This is a genomic window from Burkholderia sp. AU27893 (assembly GCF_002223205.1).
GTDB lineage: Bacteria > Pseudomonadota > Gammaproteobacteria > Burkholderiales > Burkholderiaceae > Burkholderia.
Genome location: NZ_NKFD01000001.1, coordinates 2,544,282 through 2,557,795 on the forward strand (window position 1 = coordinate 2,544,282; position 13,514 = coordinate 2,557,795).

Here is a 13,514-nt window from a genome sequence, read left to right on the forward strand (position 1 = left end):
GCCGGGCTGCGCAGCGGGTTCGCCCTCATATCGGAAACACGCGGGCACGCGCGGCCTACTCGCCCCAATATCCGGGCTGCTCGTACGTGTGCTTCAGGTAATCGAGAAACAGCCGCACGCGCAACGGCAGATGCCGGCGCTGCGGAAACACCGCGTGAATGCCGATCGGCGGGGCCGCAAATGCGTCGAGCACGCTGACGAGCCGGCCCGCCGCGATGTCCTCGCCGACCTCCCACCACGAACGCCACGCCAGGCCGTGGCCCGCGAGGCACCACTCGTGCAGCACCGCGCCGTCCGAGCATTCCATCGTGCCGTTCACGCGGATCGACACGACCTTGCCGTCCTCCTGGAATGTCCAGCCGCGTTGCTGGTTCGCGTTTGCCGCGAGCGCGAGGCAGTTGTGCCGCGCCAGATCGGCGAGCGTGACCGGCGTGCCGCGTCGAGCCAAATACGCGGGCGAAGCGACACACACGCGGCGATTCTCGCCGAGCTTCAGCGACACGAGCGACGAGTCGGGCAGCTCGCCGAGCCGCACCGCGCAATCGAACCCCTCGTTGACGAGGTCGACCATGCGGTCGGACAGGTCGAGCGTGACCGATACATCCGGATGCCCGACGCTGAATTCGGGCACGAGCGGCGCGACGTGCCGTCGGCCGAAGCCGGCCGGCGCCGAGATGCGCAGGTGGCCGCTCGCCTTGACGCCGCCGGCGGACACGCTCGCCTCCGCGTTCTGCATGTCGTTGATGACGCGTTGGCAATCCTCGAGGAACGCCGAACCCTCGAACGTCAGCGTGAGCTTGCGCGTCGTGCGCACCAGCAGCTTCACGCCGAGCCGCTCCTCCAGCGCGTCGAGCCGGCGGCCGATGATCGCCGGCGCGACACCTTCCGCGTGCGCGGCCGCCGACAGGCTGCCCTTTGCCGCGACCGCGGCGAACGTTTCGATCTGCTTGAACCGGTCCATGACTCGCACGGGCGGCGCCGCCACCCTTCAACTAGCTTAAACCGCTCAAGATTAGGTAGATAAAAGTAAAAGATCAAGTGATGTTTAGCGTCTTTTTTAGCACATACGATCACGAATAGAATTCACCTGACCTCTGAAACTGGAGCGCAAGGCTATGTCGGCCACAACGACACTCTCCTCTCCCGACGCCATCCTCTTCGACGCATTCGGCACGTTGTTCGACGTGCGTGCGGTCCTGGCCGCGGCGGAACAGATGTTTCCCGGTCACGGGGAACGGTTGTCGCAGTTGTGGCGACGCAAGCAAATCGAATACTCGCAACTGCGCACGCTCGCCGATCCGGCCGGCGCCCGCTATCGCCCGTTCCGGGACATCACGCTCGACGCGCTGCGGTTCGCCGCGCGCCGGCTCGGGCTCGCGCTGAACAGCGCGGCCGAGAAGCGGCTGATGGACGAATACGCGTGCCTGTCCACCTATCCCGATACGGTGCCGGCGCTGCGCAAGCTGCGCGCGCTCGACCCGCGCCCGCCGCTCGGGATCCTGTCGAACGGCACGCCGCAGATGCTCGACATCGCGATCAAGAGCGCCGGCATGTCCGGGCTGTTCGATCGCGTGCTGTCGGCCGACACCGTGCGCGCGTACAAGCCGAGCCCGGCCGCCTACGCGCTCGGCACCGACGCGTTCGGACCGAACCGGCGCGGCATCGTGTTCGTGTCGTCGAACGCGTGGGACGTCGCCGGCGCCGTCTGGTTCGGCTACACGACGTTCTGGCTCAACCGCACGGGCGCGCCCGCCGAGGAACTCGGCGCGCCGCCCGACGGCACCGGCACCGGCATGGCCGACCTGCTCGCATTCCTCGCCACCCCGGCTCCGTCCGGCAGACCCGCAAACCGCACGCGCCCCGGCCCGGGTGCATGACGTTCGCAGCGCTGCCGCCTTCCCCCTTCACCGAAACCGCAACTGACCGACCAAGGAGATGAGACTCATGAGCACCCCGATCACGCTGCCGCAAGGCATGGCGATCACCGGCGAAATCAAGCCGGGTTACGAAGCAATCCTGACGCCTGAAGCGCTCGCACTCGTCGCCGCGCTGCACCGCACGTTCGAGCCGCGCCGCCAGGCGCTGCTGCAGGCGCGCGTCGAGCGCACGAAACGCCTCGACGCGGGCGAGCGCCCCGACTTCCTGGCCGAGACGAAGGCGATCCGCGAAGGCGACTGGAAGGTCGCGCCGCTGCCGGCCGACCTGCAATGCCGCCGTGTCGAGATCACCGGCCCCGTCGAGCGCAAGATGATCATCAACGCGCTGAACTCGGGCGCCGATTCGTACATGACGGACTTCGAGGATTCGAACGCGCCGAGCTGGACGAACCAGATCGACGGCCAGATCAACCTGAAGGACGCGGTGCGCCGCACGATCTCGCTCGAGCAGAACGGCAAGTCGTACCGGCTGAACGACAAGGTCGCCACGCTGATCGTGCGTCCGCGCGGCTGGCACCTCGACGAGAAGCACGTGACGGTCGACGGCCAGCGCGTGTCCGGCGGCATCTTCGATTTCGCGCTGTTCCTGTTCCACAACGCGAAGGAACTGCTCGCGCGCGGCTCGGGCCCGTACTTCTACCTGCCGAAGATGGAAAGCCATCTCGAGGCGCGCCTGTGGAACGACATCTTCGTCGCCGCGCAGGAAGGCGTCGGCGTGCCGCGCGGCACGATCCGCGCGACGGTGCTGATCGAGACGATCCTCGCCGCGTTCGAGATGGACGAAATCCTGTACGAACTGCGCGAACACAGCTCGGGCCTGAACGCCGGCCGCTGGGACTACATCTTCTCGGCCATCAAGAAGTTCAAGAACGACCGCGACTTCTGCCTCGCCGAGCGCTCGAAGATCACGATGACGGTGCCGTTCATGCGCGCGTACGCGCTGCTGCTGCTGAAGACCTGCCACAAGCGCAACGCGCCGGCGATCGGCGGGATGAGCGCGCTGATCCCGATCAAGAACGATCCCGAAGCGAACGACAAGGCGATGGGCGGCGTGCGCTCGGACAAGCAGCGCGACGCGACCGACGGCTACGACGGCGGCTGGGTGGCCCACCCGGGCCTCGTGCCGATCGCGATGGAAGAGTTCGTGAAGGTGCTCGGCGACAAGCCGAACCAGATCGCGAAGCAGCGCGACGACGTGCAGGTCGAAGGCAAGAACCTGCTCGACTTCCAGCCGGAAGCGCCGATCACCGAAGCCGGCCTGCGCAACAACATCAACGTCGGCATCCACTACCTCGGCGCATGGCTCGACGGCAACGGCTGCGTGCCGATCCACAACCTGATGGAAGACGCGGCCACGGCCGAAATCTCCCGTTCGCAGGTGTGGCAATGGATCCGCTCGCCGAAGGGCGTGCTCGACGACGGCCGCAAGGTCACCGCCGAACTCGTGCGTGAACTCTCGAAGGCCGAGCTCGACAACGTGAAGCGCTCGGTCGGCGGCAACACGCAGCCGTACGAGCGCGCCGCGGCGATCTTCGAGCAGATGTCGACGTCGGAAGGCTTCACCGAATTCCTGACGCTGCCGCTGTACGAGGAAATCTGACGTCGCTGCCCGCCTCGACCGGGGCCGGCCCTGCGTCGGCGCCGGTCGCATGCGATGACGGCATCAAAAAAACGCCCCACGGGGCGTTTTTTCTTTTTGCGGCAGGCCGCTACCGCGGCTGCCGCGCAACCGGTCAGACGGCTTCCCGCTCGCGCCGGTGCTGAACCCAGTCGCCCGACGCAATGCGCGGACGCCCGGCAATCGCGTGCGCGGCGACCGGATAGTAAAGGCACGCGTACTGCCGCCCGCCGAGCTCGACGGTCACGTCTTCCGGCTTGAACAGCGAGTCGACGCCCGGATAGACGCGCTCGATCTCGTCGAGCACGGGAACGAGCCGGTCGTCGACCTCGTAGACGTCGCCCCACACCAGCGACTTGCCGGCCGACCCGGCAATCATTCCCGGATATGTACCGAAATCGTACAGTTCGCCCGGCAGCGCGGCGGCACCGAGCAGCGTCGGCGCGGCAATCCCGTGCCTGGCGGCCGCGTGGCCGATGTCGTTGGCCTCCCCGTTTCTCAGGGTGCCGTAGACGAATACGTAGCGCATCGTGGTTCTCCTCTTTGATTCGTAGGGTGCCGTGTTCGCAGGCGATGCGTGGCGATATCGCCCGCGCATCGATAGACCACGATACCGGCCGGATGGTTCGAGCCCGCCAGCGCGCCCGGCCCCGGGGAAGTCCGGAAATCGCCGGAGCCCCACACAAAGTTCATTTGAACGCGGCATGATCGCCCGACAAACCGCCGCATGCACTTTCGCGGCGCCTTCTACAATAACGGCATCGCCGCCGCGCTGCCCGAATCGTCCATGAACCCGCCGTTCCAAGCCGACGTACCGAACCCGTACGTCATCGACATTCCGCCCGAATTCGCGCCGACCGCCGTCCATCCGATGCGCGTGCGCGCGCGGCAGGTCGATACCGGCCACCGCATCCCGCTGCATACGCATGCGTGGGCGCAGCTCGCGTACGCGTCGCGCGGCGTGTTGCGCGTCGCGACGACCGGCACGACCTGGATGGTGCCGCCATCCCGCGCGATCTGGGTGCCGCCGAGCGTGACGCACGAGGTCGTGATCGTCGAAGAGGCGTATTTGCGCACGCTGTATATCGACGCGTCGATCGTGCCGGACGGGCTCGACGCGTGCCGCGTCGTCGAAGTGACGGGGCTCCTGCGCGAACTGATCGTCGCACTCGACGCGCGCGACCTGAGCACCACGCGCGAGCGCCTGCTGTGCGGGCTCGTGCTCGATGAGCTGAGTCACGCCGAGCCGCTGCCGCTCGCGGTGCCGATGCCCGACGAAAAAAGGCTGCGCATGCTGTGCGAATCGGTCCTCGCGCATCCGGCCCATGCGGAGTCGCTCGAGCACTGGGCCAGCGAGGTCGGCGCGAGCACGCGCACGATTTCGCGGCTCTTCAAGCAGGAACTGGGGGTGAGCTTTTCGCAGTGGCGCCAGCAGGCGCTCCTCGCGCGAGCCATTCCGCTGCTGAACCAGGGGCGCCCGCTGTCGCATATCGCGCGCGAACTCGGCTACCAGAGCCAGAGCGCGTTTTCGGCGATGTTCCGGCGTGCATTCGGCGAAAGCCCGCGCGCATTCATGCTGCGCGGCTATGAGCACCGCGGCCCGGAAGGCAGCCGCGCGGACGACGAAACCCCGGACGACGACGCGATCGACGCTGCCCGCTGAACGCGTCGCTTCATGTCGTCAGGACTTCAGACCGGTCGCACCATGTGGCGGATCGAGCCCAGTTGCGCGAGTCGCGACCCGGCAACCTGATAGCCCATGCGCAGGTAGAGCCGCGCGGCCGGATTGTCGACGAACACGCGCAGTTGCAGTTCGTGCAGCCCGCGCGCACGCGCCCAGCGGTGCGACATGTCGAGCATGTAGGTGCCGGCGCCCTGCCCGCGATGACCGGCCGCGATCTGCACGTCGCGGATGTGCAGCGAGTCGCCTTCCTCGGTCACGCGCAGCACGCCGATGCGCTCGCCATCGGCCTCGAGGATGAAGTTCTCGGACTCGCGCCAGCTCGCGTAGAACAGGTCGCTGCGCCACACGAGCCCATGGCGCTTGTAGTAGCCGCCCATGTTGCCGTGCGTCAGCGCCTCGGCAAACGGAAAATCGCCAGCCTCCGCGGGCCGGAGCTGATACAGGAGTCGCAGGTCGGTCGGATCGAGCATCGCGCAGGGGTCAAGAACGCATCCCGCCACGATAGCGCAGTCGCGTGCGGATGCAATCGCGGATTTCTCGTAGCGGCTCGACGCCGGATGACCGGAGGTTACGCGCCCACAAGCGGGAGCAACGGACGATGCAAATGAAAAAGCCCGCACAGGGCGGGCTTCTTCATTTTTTGGCGGAGCGGACGGGACTCGCCTACATCCTGCAGGCCGCGGCTGCGCTTGCAAGCGCAGCCCTTCGAGTCCCGCCGGAAGCTGCGCAGGCAGCTTCCTCCACTCCGCAGTCACGCGCCCGCAAGCGGGCGCAACAGACGATGCAAATGAAAAAGCCCGCACAAGGCGGGCTTCTTCATTTTTTGGCGGAGCGGACGGGACTCGAACCCGCGACCCCCGGCGTGACAGGCCGGTATTCTAACCGACTGAACTACCGCTCCAGTCTTGCTACTTGCCTGGCAGGCGTCGGTTACTTCCTGCCGGCGCATCGTTTGTTCGAACGACGCCGAAATCTGGCGTCCCCTAGGGGATTCGAACCCCTGTACTCACCGTGAAAGGGTGATGTCCTAGGCCTCTAGACGAAGGGGACAACGTACTGCTTACATCTTTAATGCAAAAGCCCGTTCAAAAATCGTTCTTTGAACGGGCTTCGTTCTGGCGGAGCGGACGGGGCTCGAACCCGCGACCCCCGGCGTGACAGGCCGGTATTCTAACCAACTGAACTACCGCTCCAGCTTTCTTGCTCACACCTGCAGGACATCGTCACGTTCCTGAAGGTGTTGCGACACTTCGATGAAACGCCGCTGAATCTGGCGTCCCCTAGGGGATTCGAACCCCTGTACTCACCGTGAAAGGGTGATGTCCTAGGCCTCTAGACGAAGGGGACAACGTACTGCTTACATCCTTAATACAAAAGCCCGCTCAAAAACGTCTTGAACGGGCTTCGTTCTGGCGGAGCGGACGGGACTCGAACCCGCGACCCCCGGCGTGACAGGCCGGTATTCTAACCGACTGAACTACCGCTCCAGCTTTCTTACCCTCACCCGCAGGACGTCGGTTACGTTCCTGCAAGCGTTGCGACATTTCTACGAAACGCCGCTGAATTTGGCGTCCCCTAGGGGATTCGAACCCCTGTACTCACCGTGAAAGGGTGATGTCCTAGGCCTCTAGACGAAGGGGACAAAATCTGTTCAGATTTGTCTGACTTTCGCTACTCACTTTTCAATCAACAGCGAAGGCCGAAATTCTAACTGCTTTAAATCATTTTGTGAAGCATTTATTACTACCCGTGCTTCGCAAATCAACTCAGCTTGTTCTGATGGTGGAGGTAAGCGGGATCGAACCGCTGACCTCTTGCATGCCATGCAAGCGCTCTCCCAGCTGAGCTATACCCCCTTGCAGAACAGAAATGAGATTATATGGAGCTACTTTGAACTTGTAAATACCCTTTTTGCGATTCGAGCGAAATTTTTTGCGAAGCTGCCGCGATGTCACGCACGGGCAGCTTCGCTCGCCCTAGAACCTCAGGCCAGCGCCGCCTCGATGCGCGACACCACGACATCGCGGCCGAACAGCACGAGCACCGCATCGATCGACGGCGTATGCGTCGTACCCGCCACCAGCAGACGCACCGGCATCGCCAGTTGCGGCATCTTCAGCTTGTGCGTGCCGAGCGTCGACTTCAGCGCGGCGGACACGGCCTCCTTCGTCCAGTCGGCCGCCTTCAGCGCGGCGACGAGATCGGCCAGCGCCGGACGCACCGCATCGGTCACGTGCTGCGCGAGCGCATCGGCTTCCGGTGCCGGCACACGATAGAACATCGCGGCGCCTTCCGCGATCTCCTTGACCGTCGTCGCACGATCCTTCATCAGCCCGACCACCGCTTCGAGCGCAGGGCCCGTCGCGATCGCCGCATCGTCGATGCCGAGGGCGGAGAGGAACGGCTTCGCCAGTTCGGCGAGGCGTGCGTTGTCGGCTTCCTTGATGTAATGCGCGTTCAGCCAGCTCAGCTTGCTGTGGTCGTACTGCGCGGGCGATTTGCCGAGATGCTCGAGATCGAACCATTCGACGAACTGCTCGCGCGAGAAGATCTCCGCGTCGCCGTGCGACCAGCCGAGGCGCGCGAGATAGTTGACGACGGCTTCAGGCAGGAAGCCCGCGTCGCGATACGCCATCACGCTCATCGCGCCATGCCGCTTGCTCATCTTCTCGCCCTGCTCGTTCAGCACGGTCGGCAGGTGCGCATAGACGGGCGGCTCGCCGCCGAGCGCATTCAGGATGTTGATCTGGCGCGGCGTGTTGTTCACGTGGTCGTCGCCACGGATCACGTGCGTGATGCCCATGTCCATGTCGTCCACCACCACGCAGAAGTTGTAGATCGGCGTGCCGTCCGGGCGCGCGATCACGAGGTCGTCGAGCTCCTCGTTCGAGATCTCGACACGCCCCTTCACCGCGTCGTCCCACACGACCGTGCCGGTCAACGGATTGCGGAAACGCAGCACCGGCTTCACGCCGGCCGGCGGCTCCGGCAGCACCTTGCCGGGTTCCGGACGCCACGTGCCGTCGTAGCGCGGCTTCAGGCCGGCCTCGCGCTGGCGTTCGCGCAGCGCGTCGAGCTCCTCGGCCGACATGTAGCACGGGTACGCGAGACCCTTCTCGAGCATCTGCGCGAGCACCTCGCGATAGCGGTCCATCCGCTGCATCTGGTAGATCGGGCCTTCGTCGAAATCCAGGCCGAGCCATTGCATCCCTTCGAGAATTGCATCGACCGCTTCCTGCGACGAGCGCTCGACGTCGGTATCCTCGATGCGCAGCACGAACGTGCCCTTCATCTTGCGGGCGAACGCCCACGGATAGAGTGCGGAGCGGATGTTGCCGAGGTGGATGAAGCCGGTGGGGCTCGGCGCGAAGCGGGTACGGACAGGACGGGTCATAAACGGTAACTCGAACGCCTGGGGCGCATGAATGATTCGACGCGGGATCGACGGCGGCAGCCCGGACAGCAACGGGGCCGGCGACGCCCGGAACGGGAAAGAAGCCGGAATTATACTCGCGCCGGACATCGCGCCAAGCGCGCCGCTTGCTTTATGATGTGCGCGCCGCGGCCGCCAGCCGGCGCGGCGCCGGCCGCACGGAACCGCTGCGCGGCCGCTCGGAACCTATCGCCGCCGCGGGCCGTGACACCCGCCGCCAAGCCGCCGGAGAACCATTCGATGTCGTCCCCTCGCCTGTCGCGCCGCCACTTCACGATCGCCGCCGCGTCCGCCAGCCTCGCCGCCTGTACGTCGTTCGGCGACAAATCCCGCCCCGGCGCCGCACTGCCACAGGAAAAGCCGGTGAAGATCGGCATCGCCCTCGGCGGCGGCGCCGCGCGCGGCTTCTCGCACATCGGCGTGCTGAAGGCGCTCGAGGCGCGCGGCATCCCGATCGAGATCGTCGCGGGCACGAGCGCGGGCTCGGTGGTCGGCGCACTCTATGCATCGGGCATGAGCGCCCTTCAGATCAACAAGATCGCGCTCGACATGGACCAGGCGGCGATCAGCGACTGGGCGCTGCCGTTCCGCTCGCGCGGGCTGCTGCAAGGCGTGGCGCTGCAGAACTTCCTGAACAAGACACTCAACAACCGGCCGATCGAGAAGATGGCGAAGCCGCTCGGCATCGTCGCGACCGATCTGCAGAACGGCCAGCCGATCCTGTTCCAGCAAGGCAACACGGGGCTCGCGGTGCGCGCATCGTGCAGCGTGCCGTCGGTGTTCGAGCCGGTGAAGATCGGCAACCGCGAGTATGTCGACGGCGGCCTCGTGAGCCCGGTGCCGGCGTCGTATGCGCGCAAGATGGGCGCGAGCTTCGTGATCGCGGTCGACATCTCGTCCCGGCCGGACGGCGCGGCAACCAACAACCCGATCGAGATGCTGCTGCAGACCTTCACGATCATGGGCCAGACGATCAAGACCTACGAGCTCGACAAGTACGCGGACGTCGTGATCCGCCCGAACCTCAACGCGATGGGCGGCAGCGACTTCAACCAGCGCAACGCGGCGATTCTCGCGGGCGAGGAAGCCGTCGCGCGGATCATGCCGGAACTGCAGCGCAAGCTCGCGGCTGCACGCGGCGTGGCGGCCGCGTAACGCACGCGACGCGCAGGCCGGCGCGCGTCGCCGGCCCGCCAACGGCGCAACGGTTTTCAGCCGGCCGTTCGCGCCGCCCCAAAACAAAAAACCCTGCCGCCTTTCGGTGACAGGGTTTTTTTTCGATCCGGCCGGACCGGCCGTCGAACGTCAGTTGTTGCCGTTCGCCGAATCGTCGCCGATCGTCGCGCGCACGCGCTGACGCAGGTCCTCCGGCTTCATCGGGAACTCCGATTCGAGCCGGCGCGCGCCGGTGAAACGCTTTTCCCAGTAGCCGCTATCGAGATCGTCGACGCGGATCGTGCTGCCCGTCGACGGCGAGTGCACGAACTTGTTGTCGCCGATGTAGATGCCGACGTGCGAGAACGTACGGCGCATCGTGTTGAAGAACACGAGGTCGCCCGGCTTGAGGTTGCTCATGCTCACCTTCTCGCCGACGCGGCTCATCTCTTCCGCACGACGCGGCAGCGACATGCCGAGGGTGTCCTGGAACACGTAGCGCACGAAGCCGCTGCAGTCGAGGCCCGAATCCGGCGAGTTGCCGCCCCAGCGATAACGCACGCCGATCATGTTCAGCGCGCCGACGACCACGTCGCCCGCCTTGCCGGCCATGCCCGCGAGGAACGACTTCGCGCCGCCGCTCGACGACGGCTGTGCGCTGGTCTGCTGGAGGGAGGCACTCGACGCGTTCTGCGTCGAATTCGTGACATTCTGGTTAAAACTGCTGACTTCGTCGGCGAAAGCGCCGGGTGCTGCTGCGAACAGGGCGCCGATGAACAGCCCGGCGATGGTGCGCGCGCATGCCTGGGTCAGGGATCGATGCTGCATTGGTCGATGGAATGTGCTTAAAAATCAGCTGATTGGCGGAAAATTTCGGTCGATACTAGCCAGCGCGTAATCGTTTGTCAAAACAAATTAATAAATACAATCGAGATAGTCAGACCATTGGCCGCCTATCACGCTTTCCAGACCGCTTTCAACAGCTTTTGTGTGTAAGGATGTGACGGTCTGGCGAAGATGTCGGCCACCTCCCCTGACTCGACGACGGCCCCGTCCTGCATCACCGCGACGCGGTGCGCCATCGCCCCGATCACCTCCAGGTCATGGCTGATGAAGACATAGCCGAGGTTGTATTTCTGTTGCAAATTCGCGAGCAGTTTCAGCACCTGCTGCTGGATCGACACGTCGAGCGCGGACGTCGGCTCGTCGAGGATCAGGATGCGCGGCTCCAGCACCAGCGCCCGCGCGATCGCGATCCGCTGGCGCTGCCCGCCCGAGAATTCGTGCGGATATCGGTGCAGCACCGTGCGGTCGAGGCCGACTTCGCGCAGCACCGCGAGCGACTTCTCACGCCGCGCGTCGGGTGTCATGTCCGGGCGATGCAGCTCGAGCCCCTCGCCGACGATCCGCTCGATCGTGTGACGTGGCGAAAGCGAACTGAACGGATCCTGAAAGACGACCTGCATGTTCGAGCGCAGCGCGGTCTGTTCGCGGCCGCGATAGGTCGACAGCGCGCGCCCCTGGAATTCGATCGTGCCGCCGGCCGTCTTCTGCAGGCCGAGCAGCGCCATCGCGAGCGTCGACTTCCCCGATCCCGATTCGCCGACGATGCCGAGCGTCTCGCCCTGCCGCACCGACACCGACACGTCGGCTACGGCCGTCACCGGCACCGAGCCGAACCATCCCGCGATGCCCGGCCGCTTGCGTGCGAACTGCACGCTCACGTGCTGCGCGTCGAGCACGACGGGCGCGATCGGCATCACCGGCGTGACCGCGCGTTGCGGCCGGCTGTTCAAGAGCCGCTGCGTGTACGGATGCTCGGGTTCCGCGAAGATCCGTTCGACGGGCCCGCTCTCGACGAGCCGGCCGTGCTCCATCACCGCGACACGATCCGCGAAGTGCCGCACGAGATTCAGGTCATGCGTGATCAGCAGGATCGCCATTCCGCGCTTTTCCGCCTCCTCGCGCTGCAGTTCCAGCAGCAGGTCGACGATCTGCGCGCGGATCGTCACGTCGAGCGCGGTGGTCGGCTCGTCGGCCAGCAGCAGCCGCGGCCGGCAGGCGAGCGCCATCGCGATCATCGCGCGCTGGCGCTGACCGCCCGACAACTGGTGCGGATAGCTGTCGACGCGCTTCTCCGGCTCCGCGATGCCCGTGCGCGCGAGCAACGCGATCGCGCGCTTGCGCGCCTCGACCGCCGAGACGCCGTCGTGCAGCACGATCGTCTCGCCGATCTGCACGCCGATCGTATACAGCGGGTTGAGCGCGGTCATCGGCTCCTGGAAGATCATCGCGATGTCCGAGCCGCGCAACCCGCGCATCTCGCGCTCGCTCTTGGTCATCAGGTCCTGCCCCGCGAAGCGGATCGCGCCGCTCACGTCGGCGTCGCGCAGCAGCCGCAGGATCGACAACGCGGCCACGCTCTTGCCCGACCCCGACTCGCCGACCAGCGCGACGCGCTCGCCGCGGCCGATCGCGAGCGTCACGTCGTCCACCGCGACCGTGTCGCCGAAGCGCACATGCAGATGCTCGAGCGCCAGCAGCGGCTCGCGCTGCGTCGATACGACCGGTTCGCTCATCGCTGGCCTCCCGCCGCGCGCACCGAATCGGCGATCCGCGTGTCGAGTGCATTGCGCAGCGCATCGCCCATGAAGGTCAGCAGCAGCAGCGTCGCGACCAGCACGCCGAAGGTCGACAGCGAGATCCACCACGCGTCGAGGTTACCCTTGCCCTGCGCGAGCAGTTCGCCCAGGCTCGGGGTCGGCGGCGGCACGCCGAGCCCGAGGAAATCGAGGCTCGTGAGCGCGAGGATCGAACCGCTCATCCGGAACGGCAGGAACGTGATCACCGGCGTGAGACTGTTCGGCAACACGTGGCGCCAGATGATCTGCCAGTTCGTGAGGCCCATCGCGCGCGCCGCGCGCACGTAGTCCTGCGTGCGGTTGCGCAGGAATTCCGCGCGCACGTAGTCGGCGAGTCCGATCCAGCCGAACAGCGACAGCAGCACGATCAGCAGCAGGAAGCTCGGCTCGAAGATCGACGCGAAGATAATCAGCAGGTACAGCTCCGGCAACGAACTCCAGATTTCGATCAGCCGCTGCCCGACGATGTCGATGCGCCCGCCGAAGAAGCCCTGCACGGCGCCCGCGGCGATCCCGAGCAGCGTGCCGATCACGGTCAGGATCAGCCCGAACTCGACCGACACGCGGAACCCGTACACGAGCCGCGCGAGCAGGTCGCGCCCCTGCGCGTCGGTGCCGAGCCAGTTCGCGCGGGACGGCGGCGCGGGGTTCGGCACGTTCGAGAAGTAGTTCAGCGTGTCGTAGTAGTAACGGTTCGGCGGGTAGACGACGAAGTTGCCGGGCGCCTCGAGCCGCTTGCGCACGTATGGATCGAGATAGTCGGCCGGCGTCGGGAAGTCGCCGCCGAAGGTCGTCTCCGGATACGCGTGGAACAGCGGGAAATAGGTCTGGCCGTCGTAACGCACGACGAGCGGCTTGTCGTTCGACCACAGCGGCGCCGCCACGCTCGCGGCGAAGGCCACGAAAAAGATCACGAAGCTCCAGTAGCCGAGGCGTTGCTGCCTGAAGCGCTGCCATACGCGGCGTGCGGGCGACGGCGACACGCGGGCGCGCGCCGCGTCGATGCGGGAGGACACGACGGCCCGGTTCATCGCGCACCTCGCCC

Annotated in this window: 11 protein-coding genes and 7 tRNA genes; 4 read left to right on the top strand and 14 right to left on the bottom strand. The window is 65.9% G+C overall.

Annotated elements, in window-relative coordinates:
• Nucleotides 1-55: 55 nt before the first annotated feature.
• On the bottom strand, nucleotides 56-961 hold the full coding sequence (locus CFB47_RS12000; protein ID WP_089461241.1) for a LysR family transcriptional regulator: 906 nt from the start codon (nucleotides 959-961) through the stop codon (nucleotides 56-58).
• A gap of 154 nt (nucleotides 962-1,115) precedes the next feature.
• On the opposite strand from CFB47_RS12000, the gene CFB47_RS12005 reads away from it, so the two are divergent.
• Together CFB47_RS12005 and aceB are read left to right on the top strand one after the other, a co-directional pair.
• Nucleotides 1,116-1,877, top strand: coding sequence for a haloacid dehalogenase type II (locus tag CFB47_RS12005; RefSeq protein WP_039342629.1), 762 nt, complete (start codon nucleotides 1,116-1,118; stop codon nucleotides 1,875-1,877).
• Nucleotides 1,878-1,944: 67 nt separating this feature from the next.
• Nucleotides 1,945-3,537 (top strand): malate synthase A, encoded by a 1,593-nt coding sequence (gene aceB, locus CFB47_RS12010; RefSeq protein WP_089440461.1) that lies wholly within the window; start codon nucleotides 1,945-1,947, stop codon nucleotides 3,535-3,537.
• Between the two features lie 133 nt (nucleotides 3,538-3,670).
• Here aceB and CFB47_RS12015 read toward each other — a convergent pair whose 3' ends face one another.
• Complete coding sequence (locus CFB47_RS12015; RefSeq protein WP_089440462.1) at nucleotides 3,671-4,084, bottom strand: gamma-glutamylcyclotransferase; 414 nt, start codon at nucleotides 4,082-4,084, stop codon at nucleotides 3,671-3,673.
• 258 nt (nucleotides 4,085-4,342) lie between these two features.
• Here CFB47_RS12015 and CFB47_RS12020 point away from each other — a divergent pair, with 258 nt between their 5' ends.
• The gene (locus tag CFB47_RS12020) at nucleotides 4,343-5,218 is read left to right on the top strand and encodes a helix-turn-helix domain-containing protein (protein WP_089456624.1); all 876 of its coding nucleotides are present in this window, start codon (nucleotides 4,343-4,345) and stop codon (nucleotides 5,216-5,218) included.
• A gap of 26 nt (nucleotides 5,219-5,244) precedes the next feature.
• On the opposite strand, the gene CFB47_RS12025 is transcribed toward CFB47_RS12020, so the two are convergent.
• The 9 genes from CFB47_RS12025 to gltX form a co-directional block, all read right to left on the bottom strand.
• Nucleotides 5,245-5,709, bottom strand: coding sequence for a GNAT family N-acetyltransferase (locus CFB47_RS12025; protein ID WP_027787064.1), 465 nt, complete (start codon nucleotides 5,707-5,709; stop codon nucleotides 5,245-5,247).
• A gap of 354 nt (nucleotides 5,710-6,063) precedes the next feature.
• A tRNA-Asp gene (locus tag CFB47_RS12030) sits at nucleotides 6,064-6,140 on the bottom strand.
• Nucleotides 6,141-6,213: 73 nt separating this feature from the next.
• Nucleotides 6,214-6,289: transfer RNA gene (locus tag CFB47_RS12035), tRNA-Glu, on the bottom strand.
• Between the two features lie 66 nt (nucleotides 6,290-6,355).
• Nucleotides 6,356-6,432 (bottom strand) — tRNA-Asp (locus CFB47_RS12040).
• A gap of 78 nt (nucleotides 6,433-6,510) precedes the next feature.
• Nucleotides 6,511-6,586: transfer RNA gene (locus CFB47_RS12045), tRNA-Glu, on the bottom strand.
• Between the two features lie 63 nt (nucleotides 6,587-6,649).
• Nucleotides 6,650-6,726: transfer RNA gene (locus CFB47_RS12050), tRNA-Asp, on the bottom strand.
• A gap of 79 nt (nucleotides 6,727-6,805) precedes the next feature.
• Nucleotides 6,806-6,881: transfer RNA gene (locus tag CFB47_RS12055), tRNA-Glu, on the bottom strand.
• A gap of 138 nt (nucleotides 6,882-7,019) precedes the next feature.
• A tRNA-Ala gene (locus CFB47_RS12060) sits at nucleotides 7,020-7,095 on the bottom strand.
• A 128-nt stretch (nucleotides 7,096-7,223) separates the two neighbouring features.
• On the bottom strand, nucleotides 7,224-8,633 hold the full coding sequence (gene gltX / locus CFB47_RS12065; RefSeq protein WP_089456440.1) for a glutamate--tRNA ligase: 1,410 nt from the start codon (nucleotides 8,631-8,633) through the stop codon (nucleotides 7,224-7,226).
• A 279-nt stretch (nucleotides 8,634-8,912) separates the two neighbouring features.
• Here gltX and CFB47_RS12070 point away from each other — a divergent pair, with 279 nt between their 5' ends.
• Complete coding sequence (locus tag CFB47_RS12070; RefSeq protein ID WP_089425949.1) at nucleotides 8,913-9,827, top strand: patatin-like phospholipase family protein; 915 nt, start codon at nucleotides 8,913-8,915, stop codon at nucleotides 9,825-9,827.
• A gap of 150 nt (nucleotides 9,828-9,977) precedes the next feature.
• Here CFB47_RS12070 and CFB47_RS12075 read toward each other — a convergent pair whose 3' ends face one another.
• The 3 genes from CFB47_RS12075 to CFB47_RS12085 all read right to left on the bottom strand — a co-directional run bounded on the left by CFB47_RS12075 (nucleotide 9,978) and on the right by CFB47_RS12085 (nucleotide 13,500).
• The gene (locus CFB47_RS12075) at nucleotides 9,978-10,655 is read right to left on the bottom strand and encodes a C40 family peptidase (RefSeq protein ID WP_089440464.1); all 678 of its coding nucleotides are present in this window, start codon (nucleotides 10,653-10,655) and stop codon (nucleotides 9,978-9,980) included.
• A 128-nt stretch (nucleotides 10,656-10,783) separates the two neighbouring features.
• Nucleotides 10,784-12,406 (bottom strand): ABC transporter ATP-binding protein, encoded by a 1,623-nt coding sequence (locus tag CFB47_RS12080; RefSeq protein ID WP_089461242.1) that lies wholly within the window; start codon nucleotides 12,404-12,406, stop codon nucleotides 10,784-10,786.
• On the bottom strand, nucleotides 12,403-13,500 hold the full coding sequence (locus CFB47_RS12085) for an ABC transporter permease (protein WP_089461243.1): 1,098 nt from the start codon (nucleotides 13,498-13,500) through the stop codon (nucleotides 12,403-12,405). The genes CFB47_RS12080 and CFB47_RS12085 overlap by 4 nt, the downstream gene beginning before the upstream one ends.
• Between the last annotated feature and the right edge of the window lie 14 nt (nucleotides 13,501-13,514).

Bases quoted from the DNA above. Each gene is read 5' to 3' on its own strand.
- CFB47_RS12000 (WP_089461241.1), bottom strand. From the start codon at position 961: ATGGACCGGTTCAAGCAGATCGAAACGTTCGCCGCGGTCGCGGCAAAG.
- CFB47_RS12005 (WP_039342629.1), top strand. From the start codon at position 1,116: ATGTCGGCCACAACGACACTCTCCTCTCCCGACGCCATCCTCTTCGAC.
- aceB (WP_089440461.1), top strand. From the start codon at position 1,945: ATGAGCACCCCGATCACGCTGCCGCAAGGCATGGCGATCACCGGCGAA.
- CFB47_RS12015 (WP_089440462.1), bottom strand. From the start codon at position 4,084: ATGCGCTACGTATTCGTCTACGGCACCCTGAGAAACGGGGAGGCCAAC.
- CFB47_RS12020 (WP_089456624.1), top strand. From the start codon at position 4,343: ATGAACCCGCCGTTCCAAGCCGACGTACCGAACCCGTACGTCATCGAC.
- CFB47_RS12025 (WP_027787064.1), bottom strand. From the start codon at position 5,709: ATGCTCGATCCGACCGACCTGCGACTCCTGTATCAGCTCCGGCCCGCG.
- gltX (WP_089456440.1), bottom strand. From the start codon at position 8,633: ATGACCCGTCCTGTCCGTACCCGCTTCGCGCCGAGCCCCACCGGCTTC.
- CFB47_RS12070 (WP_089425949.1), top strand. From the start codon at position 8,913: ATGTCGTCCCCTCGCCTGTCGCGCCGCCACTTCACGATCGCCGCCGCG.
- CFB47_RS12075 (WP_089440464.1), bottom strand. From the start codon at position 10,655: ATGCAGCATCGATCCCTGACCCAGGCATGCGCGCGCACCATCGCCGGG.
- CFB47_RS12080 (WP_089461242.1), bottom strand. From the start codon at position 12,406: ATGAGCGAACCGGTCGTATCGACGCAGCGCGAGCCGCTGCTGGCGCTC.
- CFB47_RS12085 (WP_089461243.1), bottom strand. From the start codon at position 13,500: ATGAACCGGGCCGTCGTGTCCTCCCGCATCGACGCGGCGCGCGCCCGC.